Below are 17,971 nucleotides of genomic sequence, written 5' to 3'. Positions count from 1 at the left end.
ATTCGTTCATTCAGATAAATCTGAATTTACTGTTTTAAAGGTCTTCAATTTTCATTGAAGCGTTCTGATTGATTCTCAAAATCTTTCAAGGTTTCTCACTGTTCAGTTATCAATGTTCTTTGTTTTGCTCTCTTGCGACAGCTTGATTATTTTATCAAATCGCTGTTCGTTTGTCAAGCATTTTTTTATTTTTTGAACTCTGTTTTAAGTTCTCTGTCTTGCGACAGCTTGTTTATTCTATCAAAATGTTTTGCATTTGTCAAGAACTTTTTCACAACTTATTTTAACAACTTATTTCAAAGTAATATTCATAAAGTCATGTTTGTAAAATATAACTCTCAGGCTCTACAACTCAATGTGTCCCGCGAGTCAGCTTTGATATAATATCATCTGTGTCACATAAAGTCAACACATTTTTTATCTTTTTATATATATTTTTTTCTCATTGTTTTTACACAACTATATATTGTATTTACATACTTATCCACATACCATTTATCGCTTATGTGCTTTTCTCTTTTATGCATTATTACACCGGTTAAAGCTACAGTATATTTTCTATCAGCTTCATGACAGGGTTGTTTTCATACAGATATTCAAGCATTGCAGAATCATTTATATATGCTGTCATTGTCTGTCCTATTTCAGATGCAGCAAATAATGATGTAAGAGCAAGAAGCAGCCATACTATGACCATTCCCTTTATAAAGCCTACCGCAAAGCCGGCTACCCGGTTTACACTACCGATAACAGGCACCCTTTCTATTTTTATGATGAGGCGGCGGACTATGCATGCCACTATTCCCAGTAAAAAGATTACTATAAAAAATGATAGGCCCGTCATAATGGCATTTGTAAGCTGCGCCGATATGGTGTCGTATGCTCCGGATTTCTGAAGTAATATGTTTGCCATGTCAAAATCACCTGTGGCTTTTTGCCCCTGTGCAGCTATTTGCTTTTCAATGCCGTTTAAAATTACAGGCTCTATTCCTGTCTGTGATAATATATGATCCCTGACATACGGAGCTGCCATGGTTGATGCCGCAAGCATTACTATCCAGGCTGCAAGCGAATATATCATGCGAAGCACACCTCTTGTATAGCCTCGCACCACATTCCACGCAATAATACATATCACCGCAATTAACAGCCAGTTCATTTCAGTCTCACCTCGTCCATTGCACCGTCATAGATGAAGATATAGTTATTCATGCCGGATTTATACATCACCTTGTACAGCTTGTTGTCAAAGGTATGATAAAATTTCTTGACTCCGTGTATGGTGTATATCTCACAGGCTGTGTCTCCTGTGACGCACACCTCGTTATTGCTGTCAAATTCTATACTATTGTAGGCAATAGCTGTGTCATTTTCCATAAGCATCTTGCCGTTAAAATCATACAGCTTGATATGGCTGGTGCATTTTTTATCGTTGTTGGAGTATGCCACTCCTATATATTTATTGTTGTAAAATACGCTGTCAATCTGCTTTTGCAGCTTGATAGTCTGCTTGAGCTTTGGCTTTTGACTTCCGTCAAATACCATAATATTCCGGTCGGATACTGCTATCATCCTGCTGTCGGAAACATATGCTATTTCAGGTATGAGCTGATCCTCATACTTGTAAGTGCCGACATTGTTGTCTATCTCATTTTGTCCAACTGAGCCAAAATTGTAAAAGGATATAACGCTGTCCGTCTTTCCGCCTGATACATCTATCATATCCACAGCCAGTTTTTTAGCATCATATGAAAGAGCTATATCGATAGGTATGTTCTTCTGTTCTCCGTAGAACTCACCGCTTGCCAGCTCTTTTCCGTTTACATCATACAGCTTTACATAGTAATTTTCATCCTGACTGACAAGCACTGCCACTGTGCCCTGGCTCGCTATACAGGCTTTTATGATAGGCCAGGATGTTCCTATTTCCTTTTTTACGCCCTTCTTGTCCATGATATAAAGGTCTGTTCCACCCCTGTCATAGATGGTCATAAAGCTTTCGCATGTGACCACCTGTGGCGATGACATCTCAAATGCCTGGTTCCATATACGGTTTCCGTCTGAGTCTGTATACAATACGCCATCATTGCTGTACTCCACTACCGCTCCGCAGAAATCCACAAAGGACACTGCACTCTTGTCCTTCTGCTCCACGCTGTTTTTGACGTCATACGACTTGTAGGTGCGCAGCGCCATCCACAGCCATACTATAAGAAATAAAGCCACGGCTGCTGCCACAACTATTATTATTCTTTTTGCTATTTTCCTTCTATGCTTTTGTATTTTTTCCTCGAGCTCGTCCAAATCGGTCTCGACAGTTTTAAAGTCTGATCTCTGTGCCATAATCTTATCCTTTTGTTCTACTTCCAAAGTGTTCGTTACTTGTCAGTATACCATTCACCGGATATTTTTTCCACTGGAATTAAATCTTCTTCTGTGGACATGGCAGGAAGTGTCTCCTTTTTGTCTAATGTGCCGCTCATTCCCGCACCGGCTTTAAGCCCTATAAGCACTATGAGCACCGCTATCGCTGCAACCATAACCACAGATGCAAGCGAACCCTTGCGCGGTTCCTTTCCCGCCTCCATGGCTTTTCTGTACCGCCCGCGTTCTTTAGATATGCTGCCAAATTCCTCAGGGAACGTCACATTGATTCTGTCGTCTGCCGATGCTCTTCTATGTATCCGACTATAGCTGCTTTCAGCCGCCGTGTCAGTATCTTCATAACGGCTGCTTTTATTATTGCTATCAACATTTCTATAACAGTCGATTTTATTATAACTGTCGGTTTTGTTATGACTTTCAGCACTATCACAATGCTCATTCATGCGGTAATATACAAAGAATCCTGTCTTTTTCTTCAGATGATTATTCTTTTTGATAAAGAAGTTTTCTTCCTGCTCGGTCCTGTTCAAAAGAAACATAAGCTGATGAGCGCCGCCAAAGTGCTCCCTATGTATATTTTCAAGCATTGGTGTGGGCTCCGCCGGAAAATCGTCCTGCCTGAATGCCCATCCGACGATAATCAGCTCCTCATAGCTTTTCTTTATCTCCGCAAACACTCTGCTCCATACCTTATTGGTCCAAAGAGGCGCATTTTTGTCAAACTCCATATCATATACTGCAATCGCCGCCTCCACAAATGTGGCATACCTGCCTCCGCTACTCTCCGTATGCCCCATGAGTACAAAAACCTCTTTATCCTTAAAGCCCTCTTTCTTTATGCGCTTGTACGCTTTCTCTGATATGTAAACCCGGCCCTCATCCGCCGGTGTGCCAATCTGCCTGACGTTGTTCGTCACAATATCTATCATGCCAGCCTCCTTTTTCGGTCAGCATAGCACTTGCAAAATGTAAATTTATGCAAAATTGTGCGATTATAAAGATATTTTGCAGTTAATCACTAACGAAAAAAGGGCGCATTAATCCATGCGCCCGACTTTTCCCATATGAAGAAGTAAAATGCTTCGCACTCAACAAACTGCAGACCACCGGAAAGCGTACAGCATGTTCTGAAGAAAAAAAGATATTTTTTCTGAGGAATATACTGTATGCTGCACCGGTGAACACAACCTTAAAGTGCGAAACTCACACTACTTCATATAATTCTTTACTTTGTTGTAGATGCCCTCTGCATCCAGTCCATACTTGTGGATAAGCTCCACTGCCGGTCCTGACTCACCGAAACGATCCTCTACACCGATACGCAGAAGCTTTGCAGGCTGCTCCTCGCAGAGCACCTCTGCCACAGCACTTCCGAGACCTCCATTGATAGAGTGCTCCTCTACTGTGACTGCCTTGCCTGTCTTTGATACAGATTTAACAATCAACTCTCTGTCGATTGGCTTGATTGTATGGATATTGATAACCTCAGCATCTATGCCGTCTGCTGCGAGCATTTTTGCTGCCTCAAGTGTCTCTGATACCTCAAGTCCTGTTGCAAATATAGATACATCCTTGCCTTCTTTGAGTACAATACCCTTTCCGATTTCGAACTTGTAGTCCGGAGTATCGTTGATCACAGGCACTGCAAGTCTGCCGAATCTAAGGTATACAGGGCCTACATGGTCATAGGCTGCCTTTACTGCGGCTCTTGCCTCCACATCGTCTGATGGATTTATTACAACCATGCCCGGGATTTCTCTCATGAGTGAAAGATCCTCGAGACACTGGTGTGTGGCTCCATCCTCACCTACAGAGATTCCTGCATGTGTGGCACCTATCTTGACATTGAGATGAGGATATCCGATTGAGTTTCTTACCTGGTCATAGTTTCTGCCTGCTGCAAACATGGCAAATGAGCTGATAAAAGGCACCTTGCCACATGTGGCAAGTCCTGCTGCGATTCCTGTCATATTGCACTCTGCGATTCCGCAGTCCCAGTGACGCTCAGGAAACTCCTTCTGGAAGATACAGGTCTTTGTGGCACCTGCCAGGTCAGCATCAAGTACAATAAGGTCATCGTGTGCTTTTCCAAGCTCTACGAGTGCGTTTCCGTAGCTATCTCTTGTAGCGATTTTCTTTACTTCTGACATAATGCTTCACCTGCCTTTTCTAAGTCTGCCATTGCAATTTCATACTCCTCATCGTTTGGAGCCTTTCCATGCCATCCTGCGGCATTTTCCATGAAGGATACGCCCTTGCCCTTTACAGTCTTTGCGATAATGGCTGTAGGCATGCCCTTTGTCTCACGGGCTTCCTTGAAGGCTGCCCTGATCTGGTCAAAATCATTGCCGTCAATATTGATTACGTGGAAATTGAATGCCTCAAACTTCTTGTCGATCGGGTATGGTGAGCATACGTCCTCAACAGAGCCGTCTATCTGGAGGTTGTTGTTGTCAACGATAACTACGAGGTTGTCGAGCTTGCGGTGGCCTGCCCACATGGCTGCCTCCCAGATCTGTCCCTCCTGAATCTCGCCGTCTCCTGTGAGTGTGTATACACGGTAATCCTTCTTGTCATATTTTCCTGCTGCAGCCATTCCTACTGCGACAGATACACCCTGTCCGAGCGAGCCGCTTGACATATCAACACCAGGGATGTGCTTCATATCAGGATGTCCCTGCAGATATGAGCCTGTATGACGGAGTGTCTTTAAATCCTCCTTTGGAAAATATCCTTTCTCTGCGAGTGTAGAGTAAAGTCCCGGTGCTACGTGTCCCTTTGAGAGCACGAAACGGTCCCTGTCCTCCCATTTAGGATTGGCAGGGTCTACATTCATCTCCTCAAAATACAGATATGTAAAAATATCTGCTGATGAAAGTGATCCACCCGGATGTCCGGATTTGGCACTGTGAACTGCTGTCACAATGTCCTTGCGAATTTCATTCGCCATCTTCTCAAGTTCAAGATTGTTCATGATGTCTCCTTCTATCATTTATATCTCTGTTCTTCCCTGAAGTGCCCTAAGCAGGGTCACCTCGTCAATATATTCCAAATCGCCTCCTACGGGAACTCCGCTTGCGATTCGTGTCACTTTGATGCCGGTAGGCTTGATGAGCTTGCTGATATACATGGCCGTAGTCTCGCCCTCCAGACTTGAATTGGTCGCTATAATGACCTCGTCTACGTCCTTTTCAAGGCGTACCATGAGCTCCTTCAGGCGGATATCCGCAGGGCCTATGCCAAGCATGGGTGAAATTGCGCCACCCAGCACATGATATACTCCCTCATACTTACCGGTCTTTTCGTATGCCACAAGATCCCTCGTATTCTCAACAACCATGATGGTCTTGTGGTCTCTTGCCGCATCCTTGCAGATGGGGCATAGCTCGTCATCTGTGAGTGTAAAGCAGCATTTGCAGTATCTGACATGCTCCTTCGCATCGATTATGGCGTCAGAGAGCGATTTTGCCTGCTCCTTTGGCATATTTATGATATGAAATGCCAGTCTCTGCGCTGTCTTGGCTCCGATTCCCGGAAGCTGTGACAGCTCCTCTATTAGTTTTGATATCTCACTGCTGTAAAAATCCATTAAAACAGACCGCCACCCAGGCCACCGGTGATTTTGGACATAGATGCCTGTGACTGCTCATCAATCTGGCGAAGTGCCTCATTGGTTGCTGCCATGATAAGATCCTCGAGCATCTCGATATCGTCAGGATCCACTACCTCCTCGGATAATTTGACCTTTGTGATTTCCTTTTTTCCAGAAACAGTGACTTCGACTGCTCCGCCGCCTGCCTTTGCTGTAACCTCAGCATCCTCAAGCTGCTTCTGAGCCTCCTCCATCTGACGCTGCATCTTCTGCGCCTGTTTCATAAGATTGTTCATGTTTCCCGGCATTCCTCCAGGGAATCCACCTCTTCTTGCCATTCTGGCGTCCTCCTTGTTTTTGATGGGCTTAATCCTTGCCCTGCTTATAACTTAGTTTTCTTCCTCTATATCAAAATTTATCATATCTGTCAAGTCCACAACCGCTTCCTTTGCGCTGACTGCGGAATTATTTTTCTTGACAGTCACCTCGACCTTTTTGCCTATACGCTTTTCTATAAGCGTAGCCAGCGTATCCATACAGCCTGCGCGGTTTTCAGAAAGATACTCATATGCATTCTCATCATCAAACACCAACAGCAGGTCAGAGGAATTACCAAGCGAGGTCACAGCCTTGTTCAGATAAACCTTGGAGGTTGCTCCCATCTCCGAGAGTATTGATTTCCAGTGCTTCATAAGCTCTGAGATATCCTCCGGTATTGCTTTTGGAAGCTCCTTTTTCACTACAGGCTCGCTTGCTGCTGCCTGCTGCACAACCTGTGTCTGCGCAGCCTGTGCCGCTACAGGTATACCCTTTTCAAGCTTTTTCTCTATGCTGTTTATGCGGTCAAGCACCGAATCATAGCTCTTTTCCATCTGCGGCCTGCACAGCTTTATTATGGCTATCTCGACCATGATACGCTTTTGCGATGCAAACTTTACCTGACTGGACAGCTCGGAAAATACCCTGATATATCTGATGAGAGTCTCCGGCTTTACAAGCGCTGCCTCTTCCTTAAGCGCCTCAAGATTGTCCCTTGAGATGTCGAGCACCTCCTCCATATCGTCGGAGCTCTGCAAAAGCAAAAGGTTCCTCATATACCAGGTGAAATCATTGACAAGCTGTGACAGCTCCCTGCCCTCATCGATAAGCTCACCCAGTATGCGGATGGCACCTGTTACATCCTCATCGAGTATGCGCCTTAAGAGCCTTGAAAACACCTCTGTGTCCACCGCTCCAAGCACCTCGAGCACATTTTCATAGGTGAGCTTCTCACCAAGATGAAAAGCAATACACTGGTCAAGAAGACTTAACGCATCTCGCATGGAGCCGTCTCCTGCCTTGGCCACGTACCTTATGGCACGCTCCTCGACCTCCACCTGCTCCTGCTCCATCAAATCGCTGAGTCTGGATGCAATCGTGTCTATGGAAATCCTGTGGAAATCATAGCGCTGGCATCTGGACAGGATAGTAATCGGTATCTTGTGTGCCTCTGTGGTCGCCAGTATAAATATAACGTAGCTCGGCGGCTCCTCAAGTGTTTTTAAAAGTGCATTGAAGGCTCCTGCCGAAAGCATATGAACCTCGTCGATGATATAGACCTTGTACCTGCCCTCTGTCGGGCGGTAGGTGACCTCCTCACGAATCTGTCTGATATTGTCCACGCCGTTGTTTGACGCTGCATCTATCTCTATGACATTCATGGATGAGCCATCAGTGATTGCCCTGCACGATGGACATTCACCACACGGGCTTCCGTCTACAGGGTGCTCACAGTTGACTGCCTTTGCAAATATCTTGGCCACTGTGGTCTTTCCTGTACCTCTCGTGCCGCAAAATAAATAGGCATGCCCTATTCTGTCAGCTTTTATCTGATTTTTCAGTGTTGTTACAATGTGTTCCTGTCCCTTTACATCCTCGAACTCCTGTGGACGGAACTTACGGTATAGGGCCTGATAAGACACGCCTTTTCACCTTCCTTATATCTAATATTGCTGCTTAATCTCCGAAGCAGATGCCGGTGCGCTTTGCTTCCTTGATCATCTGGCTCTTTGGATCTACAGTCTTAAGCTTTCCAGCTACGTCGGCAAGCGGAACCTTCTTTGTCTGTCCGTTTACCATGGCTATCATGCAGCCGTAATCCTCATCCATGATGGCCTTTGCCGCTGCTGAGCCAAGGCGTGTACACAGTACTCTGTCGTATGGGCATGGGCTGCCGCCTCGCTGTGTATGTCCCGGTACTGCCACTCTGACCTCGAGACCGAGTCTTTCGCTGATGCGGTCTGCAACCTCGTATGATACTGATGGGTATTTGCTCTTTGCAAGCTTCTTCTTGTATTCCTTTTTGGAAAGGGCTGCATCCTCCTTGGAGATGGCTCCCTCTGCTACTGCAAGAATGGTAAAGCCCTTGCCCTCCTTTGTTCTCTTGTGGATGGCATCTACAACCTTGTCAATATCGTATGGTATCTCAGGAAGCAGAATGATGTCTGCGCCGCCCGCAACACCTGCGTACAGTGTGAGCCAGCCTACCTTGTGGCCCATAACCTCAACGATGAATACACGGTTGTGGGATGCTGCTGTGGTGTGGATGCAGTCGATTGCATCTGTAGCTATATTGATCGCGCTCTGGAAGCCAAAGGTCACATCTGTGCCGTAGATATCATTGTCGATGGTCTTTGGCAGATGAATGACATTGAGCCCCTCTTCTCTGAGAAGATTGGCTGTCTTTTGTGTGCCGTTTCCACCCAGGATAACAAGGCAGTCAAGACCGAGCTTCTTGTAGGTGTTTTTCATGGCTGCGACCTTGTCCAGTCCGTTCTCATCAGGTACTCTCATGAGCTTAAAAGGCTGTCTTGATGAGCCGAGTATGGTGCCGCCCTTTGTCAGGATGCCTGAAAAATCCTTTGATGTAAGTATTCTGTAGTTCTCATAGATGAGACCCTTGTATCCGTTCTCAAAGCCGTAAATCTCAAGCTCGTCGATATTGTGTGCCAGCGCCTTTACCACACCTCTCATGGCTGCGTTAAGTGCCTGGCAGTCTCCTCCACTGGTAAGCATTCCAATTTTCTTCATTGCTGCTTCCTCCTTATGCATTATTATGATTGTCTTTTATTATGCTAATCCCTGTACTCCTTATCCTTCTCCTCCTCGCGGAGCCTGTCCTCCTCAGGCATGAGCTTTCTGAAAATGCGCTCAAAAATAAACTCATAGGTGAGCGCTACGCCGACAGGAAGTATGAAAATGAGCGGAATAAGAATCCATGCAAGTATAAGTGATACCACAAGTATCACTATGACCAGTAATGTCCACGGCAGGTTGGCGATAAGAATGAGTATTGTATTCTTAAGGGTTATCTTTGTGACCTGCTCAAATCGTGAAATATACGCTGATGTGTATATGGCCCAGGCTGCGGCGATAAGTGCCATTATGATAAACACTACGGAGAAGGCTCCCCACTGATTGCCTGCCTTAAGACCTGACCATGTAATATAAATATCTCCCAAAAGCACAATAAGTATTACAAGCTGTACCAGCCATGCCTTGGTGGCCTGCTTGAAATTCTCCTTAAACGCATGCCAGTAGCCTCTCCACACATAGCCCTCGTCGTGATGGATGACACGGCGCGATGTATCGTAAAGCGCTGTGGATGCTGCTCCTATTGTAAAAACAGGTATGCATGATATGACCCAGCAAAAGCTCAAAATGACCATATCTACCAGCTTGTTTAATGCTCTGAAAAATTTGTTGTCTACGTTAAAAATGCCCATGCTGCTCTCCTATATCCTGTGGTGCTCTCTGTTTTGCTCTCTCTTTTTCTCATAGCGCTCCTCACGCTGTTTCTTCCTCTCCTCAGGTGTGAGGCGCTCCTTTTTCCTGCCGATATAGATATTCCACTTGAGATATGCCTCCTGGGCATTTCTTGACTTGTAGATGATATTTCGCTCCTCACCTACTATATCCGTGATGCTGTACCAGCCTCTATCGTACATGAACTCTGACTGCTTGTCATCAAAGTCCTTGGTTCCGAGCACAAATTTGTGTATTGCATGCTGCTGTCCCATGTAATCCAGTCCTCCTTGTTGTAATTTTATGATATGAGTGTCAAAAAGTATTTTGCCCCTCATTTATGATTAATCAGATTACTACATGCTACGCATTCCCGTAATCTGACTCCACCTCGAAATCCGCTAATTTCCTGCGTCCCCGCAGCAAATTGCTACTTTCTCGGTGTAGTGCGGGTCACTAAGGTATACATCGAATTGCATGCAAGCATGCATCGATGATACCTTTTGACCCTTTAATCATTTTATAGCCACCTTGTCCAGTACATAGTCAACCGCCTGCTTCAGGTGCTTATCCTTCTCATACTGCTCAGTTTCCTTAAGCTCCAGAGCTTCTTTAATCGTGAACATGTCACGCAGTACCACCTGGTGATGCTCCACCGGTATATATGACACCTTGTCCTCAAACACAGGCTTCAGTACATAGTACGGCACCGGCTTTTCTCTCTTAGATGCCGCAAGCGATACGATGTTGTCAACCACGCATACGCCAAGGGTTTCACTATATATAATCTGTTTCTTTTGAAACATGCTTTTACCTCCGTATTTACATACACATCTATAATATCACAGACAGCGGTCTTTTTCAAAAACATTTTATCTGGCATTTATTTTTTTATCTTTCTGGTCATAGAAATATGGTCAGGCGCATGTATACTTATCCTATATTTTGTTAATGGTTGTACTCTTGCGGTGTGGCAGTCACCTGTAGCATACGCTTTCATAATTCCTTAGCCTAGCGGGAGTAAATGCCGCCTCAAACAGAGTTTATCAAGCGCAAAAAATCAAACGCGCTATTTACATTTGTCACATGCTCCATGCTGTGTTGCTTGAACGAGTATTTTTTGCGCTCACTTTTGTTTGATGCGGCATTTAACTCCCACACGGCACGTCATAAATCAAGCCTATGCCACAGGTGACTGCCACACCACAAGTGTACAACCGCAGATAAACATAGAAGATTAATTAAAACATTCGGAGGATATATGAAAAAAGCAGCCGTTTTTAACGATTTGTCCGGCTTTGGAAAATGCTCTCTGACTGCCGCAATCCCGGTACTGTCCGCGCAGGGCGTACAGTGCTGTCCCATGGCATCAGCAGTGCTGACAAACCAGACAGGATATGAATATCATAAATGCACAGACTTGACAGCCATGATTAAGGACTACACCGACAACTGGCAGAAAAACAATGCCCACTTTGACGGCATTTACAGTGGTTTCATGACAGGCTCGAAGCAGATTGAGCTTTTTATGGATTTTTTGGATGTCTTTTATGAGGAAAACACGATGCTGCTCGTGGACCCTGTGATGGGCGATGACGGCAGAACCTACGGCATATACTCTGCCGCTCTTTTGGATGGCATGAAGGCGCTTTCCAGGAAGGCCGATGTCATCACGCCAAATCTGACCGAGGCATGCCTTTTGGCTGACTATGATATCGAAAAGGTTTACAGCGACACGAGAAAGGATGTGCTTCTGCCGCTTGCGACAGAGATAAGCGAGAAGCTGAGATGCCTGTCCGGGAAGAACCAGGATGTAATCATCACCGGAATCAAATGCCGGGATGATAAGTCTCCCTTTATCTACAATCTCGTGACTACCATAAACGGCACCACAACCCACAGATCACACTTTTTCGACGTGAGCTTTTCGGGCACAGGAGATTTGTTTGCATCTGTTATATGCGGAAGCAGGCTGAACGGATTTTCCACAGAGGAGGCCGCAGAGCGCGCCGGAAAATTCCTGTATGACAGCATCGCAGATACCATGAATGATGACACCGTGCCGAATGACGGAGTGAATTTCGAGAAGTTTTTGCGGGAGCTGATGTAAAGCTTATGTGATTCTTATCACACCTTGCAGAAAAATGCACCGGATTTTCAATCAAGCTCTTAAGCCCGGGGTAATACAACACAAAGGAGAACCTATTTTATGAATTCGCAGGTTAAAAAACTCACATTTACTGCCCTCATGGCAGCCATGATTACTATTTTCACAGCATATATATGTCACATTCCGGTAGGACAAAATGGCGGATATATTCATTTTGGTGACAGCCTTATCTATATCGCAGCCTGCCTCCTTCCATGGCCGTATGCAATGACAGCCGCAGCTATCGGCGGTGGCATGGCAGATTTGCTGACTGCACCTATCTGGGCGCCTGCAACAATCATCATCAAGGCTCTCATATCCATCCCATTTACCAACAAATCAGATAAAATTGTGACCGTGAGAAATGTAGTATCGACAATCATAGCTTTCGCCATTTCCGCAACCGGCTATGCCATTGCAGAGGCATTTATCACATACGGTTTCACAAAGCAGGCCTTCACCGGTCTCATCGCAATAATTCCGGTTTCTGTTCCGGGAAGCTGTATACAAAGCGGCGGAAGTGCTATAATATTTGTTATTCTTGGACTGGTGCTTGATAAAATCGGATTCAAGAGAAGATTTTTCACATTGGAGGATACTAAATAATGGCTGATATAATCTATACCTACAAAAACGAGGTTTATGCAAATATCACAAATAAATGTGACTGCGCTTGTACATTCTGTATACGCTCTCAGAAGGACGCAATAGGTGATGCGACATCACTGTGGCATACGGTGGACCCAACATATGATGAGATAATAGCTGCAATCGATGCATTTGATTTTACAGGCTATGAGGAATTCGTCTTCTGCGGCTACGGTGAGCCAACCTGTGCGCTGGATATCCTTGAGAAAACAGCTAAATATGTGAAGGAAAAGTATAAGCTTCCTATACGTGTAAACACTAACGGACTAGGAAATCTCTATCACGGAAGGGATATAGTGCCGGAGCTTTCTGAGTATATTGATTCGGTTTCCATCAGCTTGAATGCAGCAAATGCCGAGGAATACAATAAGGTCACGAGACCAACCTTTGACAATGCTTATGATGCTATGCTGGATTTTGCCAAGGAATGCAACCGCATGATCAAGCATACACAGCTTTCCATCGTGGATGTGCTCCCTAAGGAGGATATAAAGACTTGTCAGCAGATTGCTGATGAGAGAGGTATTCATCTGAAGATACGTCATTTTTCGAATTAGGCACCAAAAAAGGAACCGCGGGTTCCTTTTTTAATAGCCAAAATATTTATAGCTAATATATTAGCTATATCTTGATAAAAATACCTAAAATGGATAATATATTAGTCCTTGAAAAGATCTGTTGAGTAGTATCTGTCTCCGCTGTCAGGAAGAAGTGCTACTACTGTCTTGCCCTTGAACTCAGGTCTCTTGGCTACCTCGATTGCTGCATAGAGAGCTGCTCCTGAAGAAATACCTACAAGTACGCCCTCCTCTTTTGCGATAATCTTGCCATACTCAAATGATGCCTCATTTGATACAGGGATAATCTCATCATATACCTCTGTATTTAATGTGTTTGGTACGAAGCCTGCTCCGATTCCCTGAATCTTGTGTGCTCCGGCTTTTCCTGTTGAAAGCACTGCTGATGTCTCAGGCTCCACTGCGATAATCTTTACGTCAGGGTTCTTGCTCTTTAAGTACTCGCCTGTTCCTGTGATTGTTCCGCCTGTTCCGACTCCGGCTACGAATGCATCTACCTGTCCGTCTGTATCGTTCCAGATCTCAGGACCTGTTGTCTTTCTGTGAGCCTCCGGGTTTGCAGGATTCTCAAACTGCTCAGGAATGAAGCTGTCAGGAATCTGCTCATGAAGCTCCTCTGCCTTGGCGATGGCTCCCTTCATACCCTTTGTACCGTCTGAAAGCACGAGCTCTGCGCCATATGCCTTGATGATGTTTCTTCTCTCGATGGACATTGTCTCAGGAAGAACGATGATAATCTTATATCCCTTTGCTGCTGCGATTGCTGCGAGTCCGATTCCTGTGTTTCCTGATGTTGGCTCGATGATTGTTGAGCCCGGCTTGAGCTTTCCGTCTCTCTCTGCCTGCTCAATCATCTCTTTTGCGATTCTGTCCTTTACTGATCCGGCCGGGTTGAAGTACTCAAGCTTTGCAAGAAGTCTTGCCTCAAGTCCAAATGCCTTCTCTACGTGTGTAAGCTCTACGAGCGGTGTATTTCCAATAAGTCCTAATGTTCCCTGATAAATGTTTGACATGTTTGTGTCCTCCTTGATGTCATTGTAATGTTAATGCTTTGTTTTAATCTCCTATATTCATACTGTATTTGTATGAATTAATTGTTGATATAAATATACCCCATGAATCCCTATCTGTCAACAGGAATTTATGGGGTTTTTAATATTTTATTTTTATGGCTATTATTATTCCCTTGTCAACAGATCTTTTCTTGCACCTCCATCAATAAAATATATATCGTTATACTCTTCTTAATCTCATAAAAAATAGCAGATTAAGAAGAGTATACGTTGTTTCATCTTAAAATCTATGTGTAGTTACACATTTTTTCCAAATAACTACCTTATTTTTCTCATCGAAAAATACAATCTCGGAATCACAAACAAATTCCCAACAAAATAAATTAAAACAACTAATTCTATCAGCCCGACAACCCTGCCATTTATACAATACAGATAAATGTATTTAAACAAGGTGTTTAATTGCAAAAGCTGTCCCGGCAAAAGATTTACAGCTTCTGAAAGAATAGGAATCCTTCCGAGAAACGGGCAGACGCATACAAAGAAAAACTGAATAGTAATTGCCACAATGCCTTGCTTTGTATGTATCGAAACGAGCATTGACAATGATAATATAAATATACATCCAATATATGCGCCCACGACTGTAATAAGATATTCCTGGAAAAACGTTATATTATAAATACTATGCCAATTATCCGCATCAGTCTGTATTAAACAGTTGGCTCCGTTTATTCCAAGTGTTGCCAGGACAATAAGTGTAAACAAAATCACCTCAAACCAATAGACTGCTGTAATGGTACCTATCCCTGCATATATCTTTGACATTATAGCTTTGCTTCGTCCCAGCTTTGCAGAAAAAAACACACTATCAGCTTTATATTTAAATTCATCTGAAAAGATACCTGATACCAAAAAAGCACATGCCAATATAACAATAATTAAAATTGATGGAAAATATGCAGCCTTCAATAATGTTTTCCATCCCTCCGCGGCTTCATAATATAACGGTTTCTGCATATTTTCATACTTATTTAAAATATATGTTTTTTCCTCTCCTGAATATTTTGTTCCGGCATCATCCAGATACTCATCAAGCCCATTTTCTCTTGTTGAATAAAAATGCTCTAAGCTATCCTTAGATATTTTAGAAATACGATAATAATCATATTCATCCGCCGGAGAAAATGCCTCATTTATTAAGTCTCTTATGTCCATTATTCCCTGAATCTTTGAATAGGCCTCGTCATTTTCAATATCTTCATCTTCCTGCGATGAGTTTTCTTTATTAAAACTATATACCTTCAACAAAGTATCCTTTGTCAAATTTCCCTTCCATTCGTTCTTTTTTTCTGTAAGCTCTTTAGCAGCAGAATGTCCATGTACAGTGGTTCCGTCATTTTTATTATAAGAAACATCATTTACCGCAAGCAGAGCAAACACGATTACTATCATGGTTGTAATAAATAAGACTATTCTATTTACAGGCTTCACAATTATTTTCTTAATTTCATATTTCATTGTTTTCTTCCCCCATTTCATCAAAATAGTCAAGAAATAAATCCTCTAACGTTGCTTTGGTTTCAACTGCATTTTCAATTGGCTTATTTGAAGAAATAATTCTTAAGACAGCCTCGTCCTCTTCCATTTTTATATTGGATACCTTATACTTTTTGTTTAATAAAACAGAATCGCTCTTATCAGTTTTACATATCCATACTTTTTCACTCATGCCGGACAACAATTCACCTGCCGTTCCCTTTTTCCTGATACTTCCATCCTTCATGAGTAGAATTTTGTTTGCCACATACTCAATATCCGATACAATATGTGTAGATAACAGCACCAGACGCTCCGTTGATAATTCGCTTATTAAATTTCTGAACCGGACGCGTTCATTAGGATCCAATCCGGCTGTAGGCTCATCTAACACTAGGATTTTAGGGTCATTTAACATAGCCTGTGCGATTCCCACTCTTCTAAGCATACCTCCGGATAGATGCTTCATCTTTTTCCTGCTGTATCTGCTCATTCCAACCTGCTCCAATAAATCTTCCATTCTTTTTTTTGCAACAATTGGCTGCAGCCCTTTAATTGATGCCACGTAAAGCAAATAATCCTTGACGCTGAAATCCGGATAATAGCCAAAATCCTGTGGTAAATATCCAAGCATCTTCCTATATTCCGCGCCCATTTGAAAGATATCATTCCCATCACACAAAATATGTCCCTTTGAAGGCTTTATCAATGTGCAGATCATTCTCATCAATGTAGTTTTTCCGGCTCCGTTTACCCCTAATAATCCATATACACCATTGTCCATTTCAATAGATAAGTTATCAACAGCAATAAACTCATCAAATTTTTTTTCAACATTTTCTATAGCCAATTTCATTTAATCTAACCTCCCAGTATTTATTACAATTATCAAAAAATTGCTTTATTGTTATAATTAAATAAATTATCGCAGCCATAAGCACCACAGCCCATATCGGATATATGACAGCGTCATATATGCCTTCAATTGATGCTATCCCCCACCAGATGCCAACCCATATAAAGCACATTATGATTGCGCAGCCGGAGTTCAATGTATTTTTCCCATCTAAGGTTTTAAAACAGATGCTCGCTGTTACCACCATTGGTAACAGGAATTGAAAAACGATACTATACACCGGTTGATCACATGCAAAATGTACAACTACGCCAAATACCGTTATCATAAAAATATCTACGATTCCTAAAATACAAATTCTCGCTGCATATATCTGTCTTATAGAAAAATAGGATGACATTTCAATCTCAAGGCACTTATATTTTTCATTTTTCCACAGCTCCGGTACAAGAAATATAATAAACATAGCTCCGGCTATTCCAAGGCTCCTATTGACGTAATATCCATCTCTATCAGAATGAATCCAAAAGCAGATTATAAGCAGCAAAAAAGCCTGCAGCACCCACCATCGTTTTTGAATCTGCTTTAGCTGTATATTTAAAAACTGATGATAGCTTAACATGTTTTTTTCAGCCTGTTCATATAAGACATTGCCTGCTTTTTTTACAATTTGGCTGATTTCCTTATCATATTCTCGTTTTGTGCACTGCTTCTTAAGCATCATAATCCTCCCCTTCCATAAGTTTTTCTAATATTTTCTTTGCTCTTTTAATTCTGTACTTAACCAGTGGTAATGATATTCCCAGCATAATTGATATTTCCTTTTGCTTATACCCCTGCATATAATACATACTTATGCATTTCTTCAAATCATCCGGCAGCTTATTTAATACCGACGCAAAATCGGTTCTATCAATCAACGCATTATACTTATCAGCCTGCTCACATATCTCTCCTCCATTTTCTATGTATTCATCCAATGAAACTGTATTTTTCCCTGCAAATGAATTTTTCAAAAGATTTCCTGCAATCGTATACAAATAATTTTTGGTCTTATTTTGAAATTGATACTCATATATATGTTCAAAAAATTTCAAAAAAGTATCCTGTGTCAGGTCTTTTGCTGTTTCTTTATTTACGCATCTGTATGTAAAATAGTTCAAAATATCTTTATAATACTTTGACACCAGTTCATCACAGGCCTGTGTATTTCCTTTTTTTATCTTTTGAATCAACCAATAATCAGTGCTCACCTTATTGTCCTGTTACCTTGCTATTTTTCTTTGTCTATAATGTATAACAATTTAAGCCCTTAAAAAGATAGTGCTTATAAAATTTTTATTTCAAAGCATTTCATAATTTTTAAACTTCCCTATAATTTAATAGAGCAGACGGCATTTTAGTTATGCTGTCTGCTCTATTATAATA

20 protein-coding genes are annotated in these 17,971 nt (G+C 42.6%); 3 read left to right on the top strand and 17 right to left on the bottom strand.

Annotation, left to right across the window (positions count from 1 at the left end):
• Positions 1-544 precede the first annotated feature (544 nt).
• The 12 genes from ACW6PM_RS12900 to ACW6PM_RS12845 all read right to left on the bottom strand — a co-directional run bounded on the left by ACW6PM_RS12900 (position 545) and on the right by ACW6PM_RS12845 (position 10,566).
• Positions 545-1,159 (bottom strand): CvpA family protein, encoded by a 615-nt coding sequence (locus ACW6PM_RS12900; protein WP_456057406.1) that lies wholly within the window; start codon positions 1,157-1,159, stop codon positions 545-547.
• Entirely contained in the window at positions 1,156-2,343 is a 1,188-nt protein-coding gene (locus ACW6PM_RS12895; protein ID WP_456057405.1) for a DUF5711 family protein, read from the bottom strand. The genes ACW6PM_RS12900 and ACW6PM_RS12895 overlap by 4 nt, the downstream gene beginning before the upstream one ends.
• A 35-nt stretch (positions 2,344-2,378) precedes the next feature.
• Complete coding sequence (locus tag ACW6PM_RS12890; protein ID WP_456057404.1) at positions 2,379-3,314, bottom strand: hypothetical protein; 936 nt, start codon at positions 3,312-3,314, stop codon at positions 2,379-2,381.
• A 279-nt stretch (positions 3,315-3,593) separates the two neighbouring features.
• Entirely contained in the window at positions 3,594-4,535 is a 942-nt protein-coding gene (locus ACW6PM_RS12885; RefSeq protein ID WP_012741256.1) for a transketolase family protein, read from the bottom strand.
• Positions 4,523-5,359 carry a transketolase gene (locus tag ACW6PM_RS12880; RefSeq protein WP_117719613.1) on the bottom strand — a complete coding sequence of 279 codons (837 nt, stop codon included), beginning with the start codon at positions 5,357-5,359 and terminating at the stop codon, positions 4,523-4,525. Before ACW6PM_RS12880 ends, ACW6PM_RS12885 begins: the two co-directional genes overlap by 13 nt.
• Positions 5,360-5,377: 18 nt before the next feature.
• Complete coding sequence (gene recR, locus ACW6PM_RS12875) at positions 5,378-5,974, bottom strand: recombination mediator RecR (protein WP_443598707.1); 597 nt, start codon at positions 5,972-5,974, stop codon at positions 5,378-5,380.
• Entirely contained in the window at positions 5,974-6,315 is a 342-nt protein-coding gene (locus tag ACW6PM_RS12870) for a YbaB/EbfC family nucleoid-associated protein (RefSeq protein ID WP_012741253.1), read from the bottom strand. Before ACW6PM_RS12870 ends, recR begins: the two co-directional genes overlap by 1 nt.
• A 51-nt stretch (positions 6,316-6,366) precedes the next feature.
• Positions 6,367-7,938 (bottom strand): DNA polymerase III subunit gamma/tau, encoded by a 1,572-nt coding sequence (dnaX, locus tag ACW6PM_RS12865; protein ID WP_456057403.1) that lies wholly within the window; start codon positions 7,936-7,938, stop codon positions 6,367-6,369.
• Between the two features lie 34 nt (positions 7,939-7,972).
• On the bottom strand, positions 7,973-9,046 hold the full coding sequence (locus ACW6PM_RS12860) for a 6-phosphofructokinase (RefSeq protein ID WP_055274410.1): 1,074 nt from the start codon (positions 9,044-9,046) through the stop codon (positions 7,973-7,975).
• A gap of 44 nt (positions 9,047-9,090) precedes the next feature.
• A complete protein-coding gene (locus ACW6PM_RS12855; RefSeq protein ID WP_456057402.1) occupies positions 9,091-9,741 on the bottom strand; it encodes a YesL family protein in 651 nt (216 codons plus the stop codon).
• Positions 9,742-9,750: 9 nt separating this feature from the next.
• The gene (locus tag ACW6PM_RS12850) at positions 9,751-10,035 is read right to left on the bottom strand and encodes a hypothetical protein (protein WP_308650979.1); all 285 of its coding nucleotides are present in this window, start codon (positions 10,033-10,035) and stop codon (positions 9,751-9,753) included.
• 240 nt (positions 10,036-10,275) lie between these two features.
• Positions 10,276-10,566: a CarD-like/TRCF domain protein gene (locus ACW6PM_RS12845; protein WP_443753727.1), complete on the bottom strand. Its 291-nt coding sequence runs from the start codon at positions 10,564-10,566 to the stop codon at positions 10,276-10,278.
• Between the two features lie 455 nt (positions 10,567-11,021).
• Between ACW6PM_RS12845 and ACW6PM_RS12840 the strand changes: the two genes are divergently transcribed.
• From ACW6PM_RS12840 to ACW6PM_RS12830, 3 genes are all read left to right on the top strand, one after another.
• The gene (locus tag ACW6PM_RS12840) at positions 11,022-11,870 is read left to right on the top strand and encodes a pyridoxamine kinase (protein ID WP_456057401.1); all 849 of its coding nucleotides are present in this window, start codon (positions 11,022-11,024) and stop codon (positions 11,868-11,870) included.
• 99 nt (positions 11,871-11,969) lie between these two features.
• A complete protein-coding gene (locus tag ACW6PM_RS12835; protein WP_308650976.1) occupies positions 11,970-12,515 on the top strand; it encodes a TIGR04002 family protein in 546 nt (181 codons plus the stop codon).
• On the top strand, positions 12,515-13,114 hold the full coding sequence (locus ACW6PM_RS12830) for a TIGR04100 family radical SAM protein (RefSeq protein WP_456057400.1): 600 nt from the start codon (positions 12,515-12,517) through the stop codon (positions 13,112-13,114). Before ACW6PM_RS12835 ends, ACW6PM_RS12830 begins: the two co-directional genes overlap by 1 nt.
• Positions 13,115-13,215: 101 nt before the next feature.
• Here ACW6PM_RS12830 and cysK read toward each other — a convergent pair whose 3' ends face one another.
• The 5 genes from cysK to ACW6PM_RS12805 all read right to left on the bottom strand — a co-directional run bounded on the left by cysK (position 13,216) and on the right by ACW6PM_RS12805 (position 17,796).
• Complete coding sequence (cysK, locus tag ACW6PM_RS12825) at positions 13,216-14,148, bottom strand: cysteine synthase A (RefSeq protein WP_448755316.1); 933 nt, start codon at positions 14,146-14,148, stop codon at positions 13,216-13,218.
• A gap of 318 nt (positions 14,149-14,466) precedes the next feature.
• Entirely contained in the window at positions 14,467-15,669 is a 1,203-nt protein-coding gene (locus ACW6PM_RS12820; RefSeq protein ID WP_456057399.1) for an ABC transporter permease, read from the bottom strand.
• A complete protein-coding gene (locus ACW6PM_RS12815) occupies positions 15,659-16,543 on the bottom strand; it encodes an ABC transporter ATP-binding protein (protein WP_456057398.1) in 885 nt (294 codons plus the stop codon). Before ACW6PM_RS12815 ends, ACW6PM_RS12820 begins: the two co-directional genes overlap by 11 nt.
• Entirely contained in the window at positions 16,518-17,267 is a 750-nt protein-coding gene (locus tag ACW6PM_RS12810; protein ID WP_456057397.1) for a hypothetical protein, read from the bottom strand. The genes ACW6PM_RS12815 and ACW6PM_RS12810 overlap by 26 nt, the downstream gene beginning before the upstream one ends.
• Complete coding sequence (locus tag ACW6PM_RS12805; protein WP_456057396.1) at positions 17,257-17,796, bottom strand: RNA polymerase sigma factor; 540 nt, start codon at positions 17,794-17,796, stop codon at positions 17,257-17,259. Before ACW6PM_RS12805 ends, ACW6PM_RS12810 begins: the two co-directional genes overlap by 11 nt.
• Positions 17,797-17,971 lie beyond the last annotated feature (175 nt).

Source organism: Agathobacter sp. (assembly GCF_977054825.1).
The sequence above is the reverse complement of the archived record's forward strand: the minus strand, read 5'-3'. Positions and strand labels throughout refer to the sequence as shown.

Bases quoted from the DNA above. Each gene is read 5' to 3' on its own strand.
- ACW6PM_RS12900 (WP_456057406.1), bottom strand. From the start codon at position 1,159: ATGAACTGGCTGTTAATTGCGGTGATATGTATTATTGCGTGGAATGTG.
- ACW6PM_RS12895 (WP_456057405.1), bottom strand. From the start codon at position 2,343: ATGGCACAGAGATCAGACTTTAAAACTGTCGAGACCGATTTGGACGAG.
- ACW6PM_RS12890 (WP_456057404.1), bottom strand. From the start codon at position 3,314: ATGATAGATATTGTGACGAACAACGTCAGGCAGATTGGCACACCGGCG.
- ACW6PM_RS12885 (WP_012741256.1), bottom strand. From the start codon at position 4,535: ATGTCAGAAGTAAAGAAAATCGCTACAAGAGATAGCTACGGAAACGCA.
- ACW6PM_RS12880 (WP_117719613.1), bottom strand. From the start codon at position 5,359: ATGAACAATCTTGAACTTGAGAAGATGGCGAATGAAATTCGCAAGGAC.
- recR (WP_443598707.1), bottom strand. From the start codon at position 5,974: ATGGATTTTTACAGCAGTGAGATATCAAAACTAATAGAGGAGCTGTCA.
- ACW6PM_RS12870 (WP_012741253.1), bottom strand. From the start codon at position 6,315: ATGGCAAGAAGAGGTGGATTCCCTGGAGGAATGCCGGGAAACATGAAC.
- ACW6PM_RS12860 (WP_055274410.1), bottom strand. From the start codon at position 9,046: ATGAAGAAAATTGGAATGCTTACCAGTGGAGGAGACTGCCAGGCACTT.
- ACW6PM_RS12855 (WP_456057402.1), bottom strand. From the start codon at position 9,741: ATGGGCATTTTTAACGTAGACAACAAATTTTTCAGAGCATTAAACAAG.
- ACW6PM_RS12850 (WP_308650979.1), bottom strand. From the start codon at position 10,035: ATGGGACAGCAGCATGCAATACACAAATTTGTGCTCGGAACCAAGGAC.
- ACW6PM_RS12845 (WP_443753727.1), bottom strand. From the start codon at position 10,566: ATGTTTCAAAAGAAACAGATTATATATAGTGAAACCCTTGGCGTATGC.
- ACW6PM_RS12840 (WP_456057401.1), top strand. From the start codon at position 11,022: ATGAAAAAAGCAGCCGTTTTTAACGATTTGTCCGGCTTTGGAAAATGC.
- ACW6PM_RS12835 (WP_308650976.1), top strand. From the start codon at position 11,970: ATGAATTCGCAGGTTAAAAAACTCACATTTACTGCCCTCATGGCAGCC.
- ACW6PM_RS12830 (WP_456057400.1), top strand. From the start codon at position 12,515: ATGGCTGATATAATCTATACCTACAAAAACGAGGTTTATGCAAATATC.
- cysK (WP_448755316.1), bottom strand. From the start codon at position 14,148: ATGTCAAACATTTATCAGGGAACATTAGGACTTATTGGAAATACACCG.
- ACW6PM_RS12820 (WP_456057399.1), bottom strand. From the start codon at position 15,669: ATGAAATATGAAATTAAGAAAATAATTGTGAAGCCTGTAAATAGAATA.
- ACW6PM_RS12815 (WP_456057398.1), bottom strand. From the start codon at position 16,543: ATGAAATTGGCTATAGAAAATGTTGAAAAAAAATTTGATGAGTTTATT.
- ACW6PM_RS12810 (WP_456057397.1), bottom strand. From the start codon at position 17,267: ATGATGCTTAAGAAGCAGTGCACAAAACGAGAATATGATAAGGAAATC.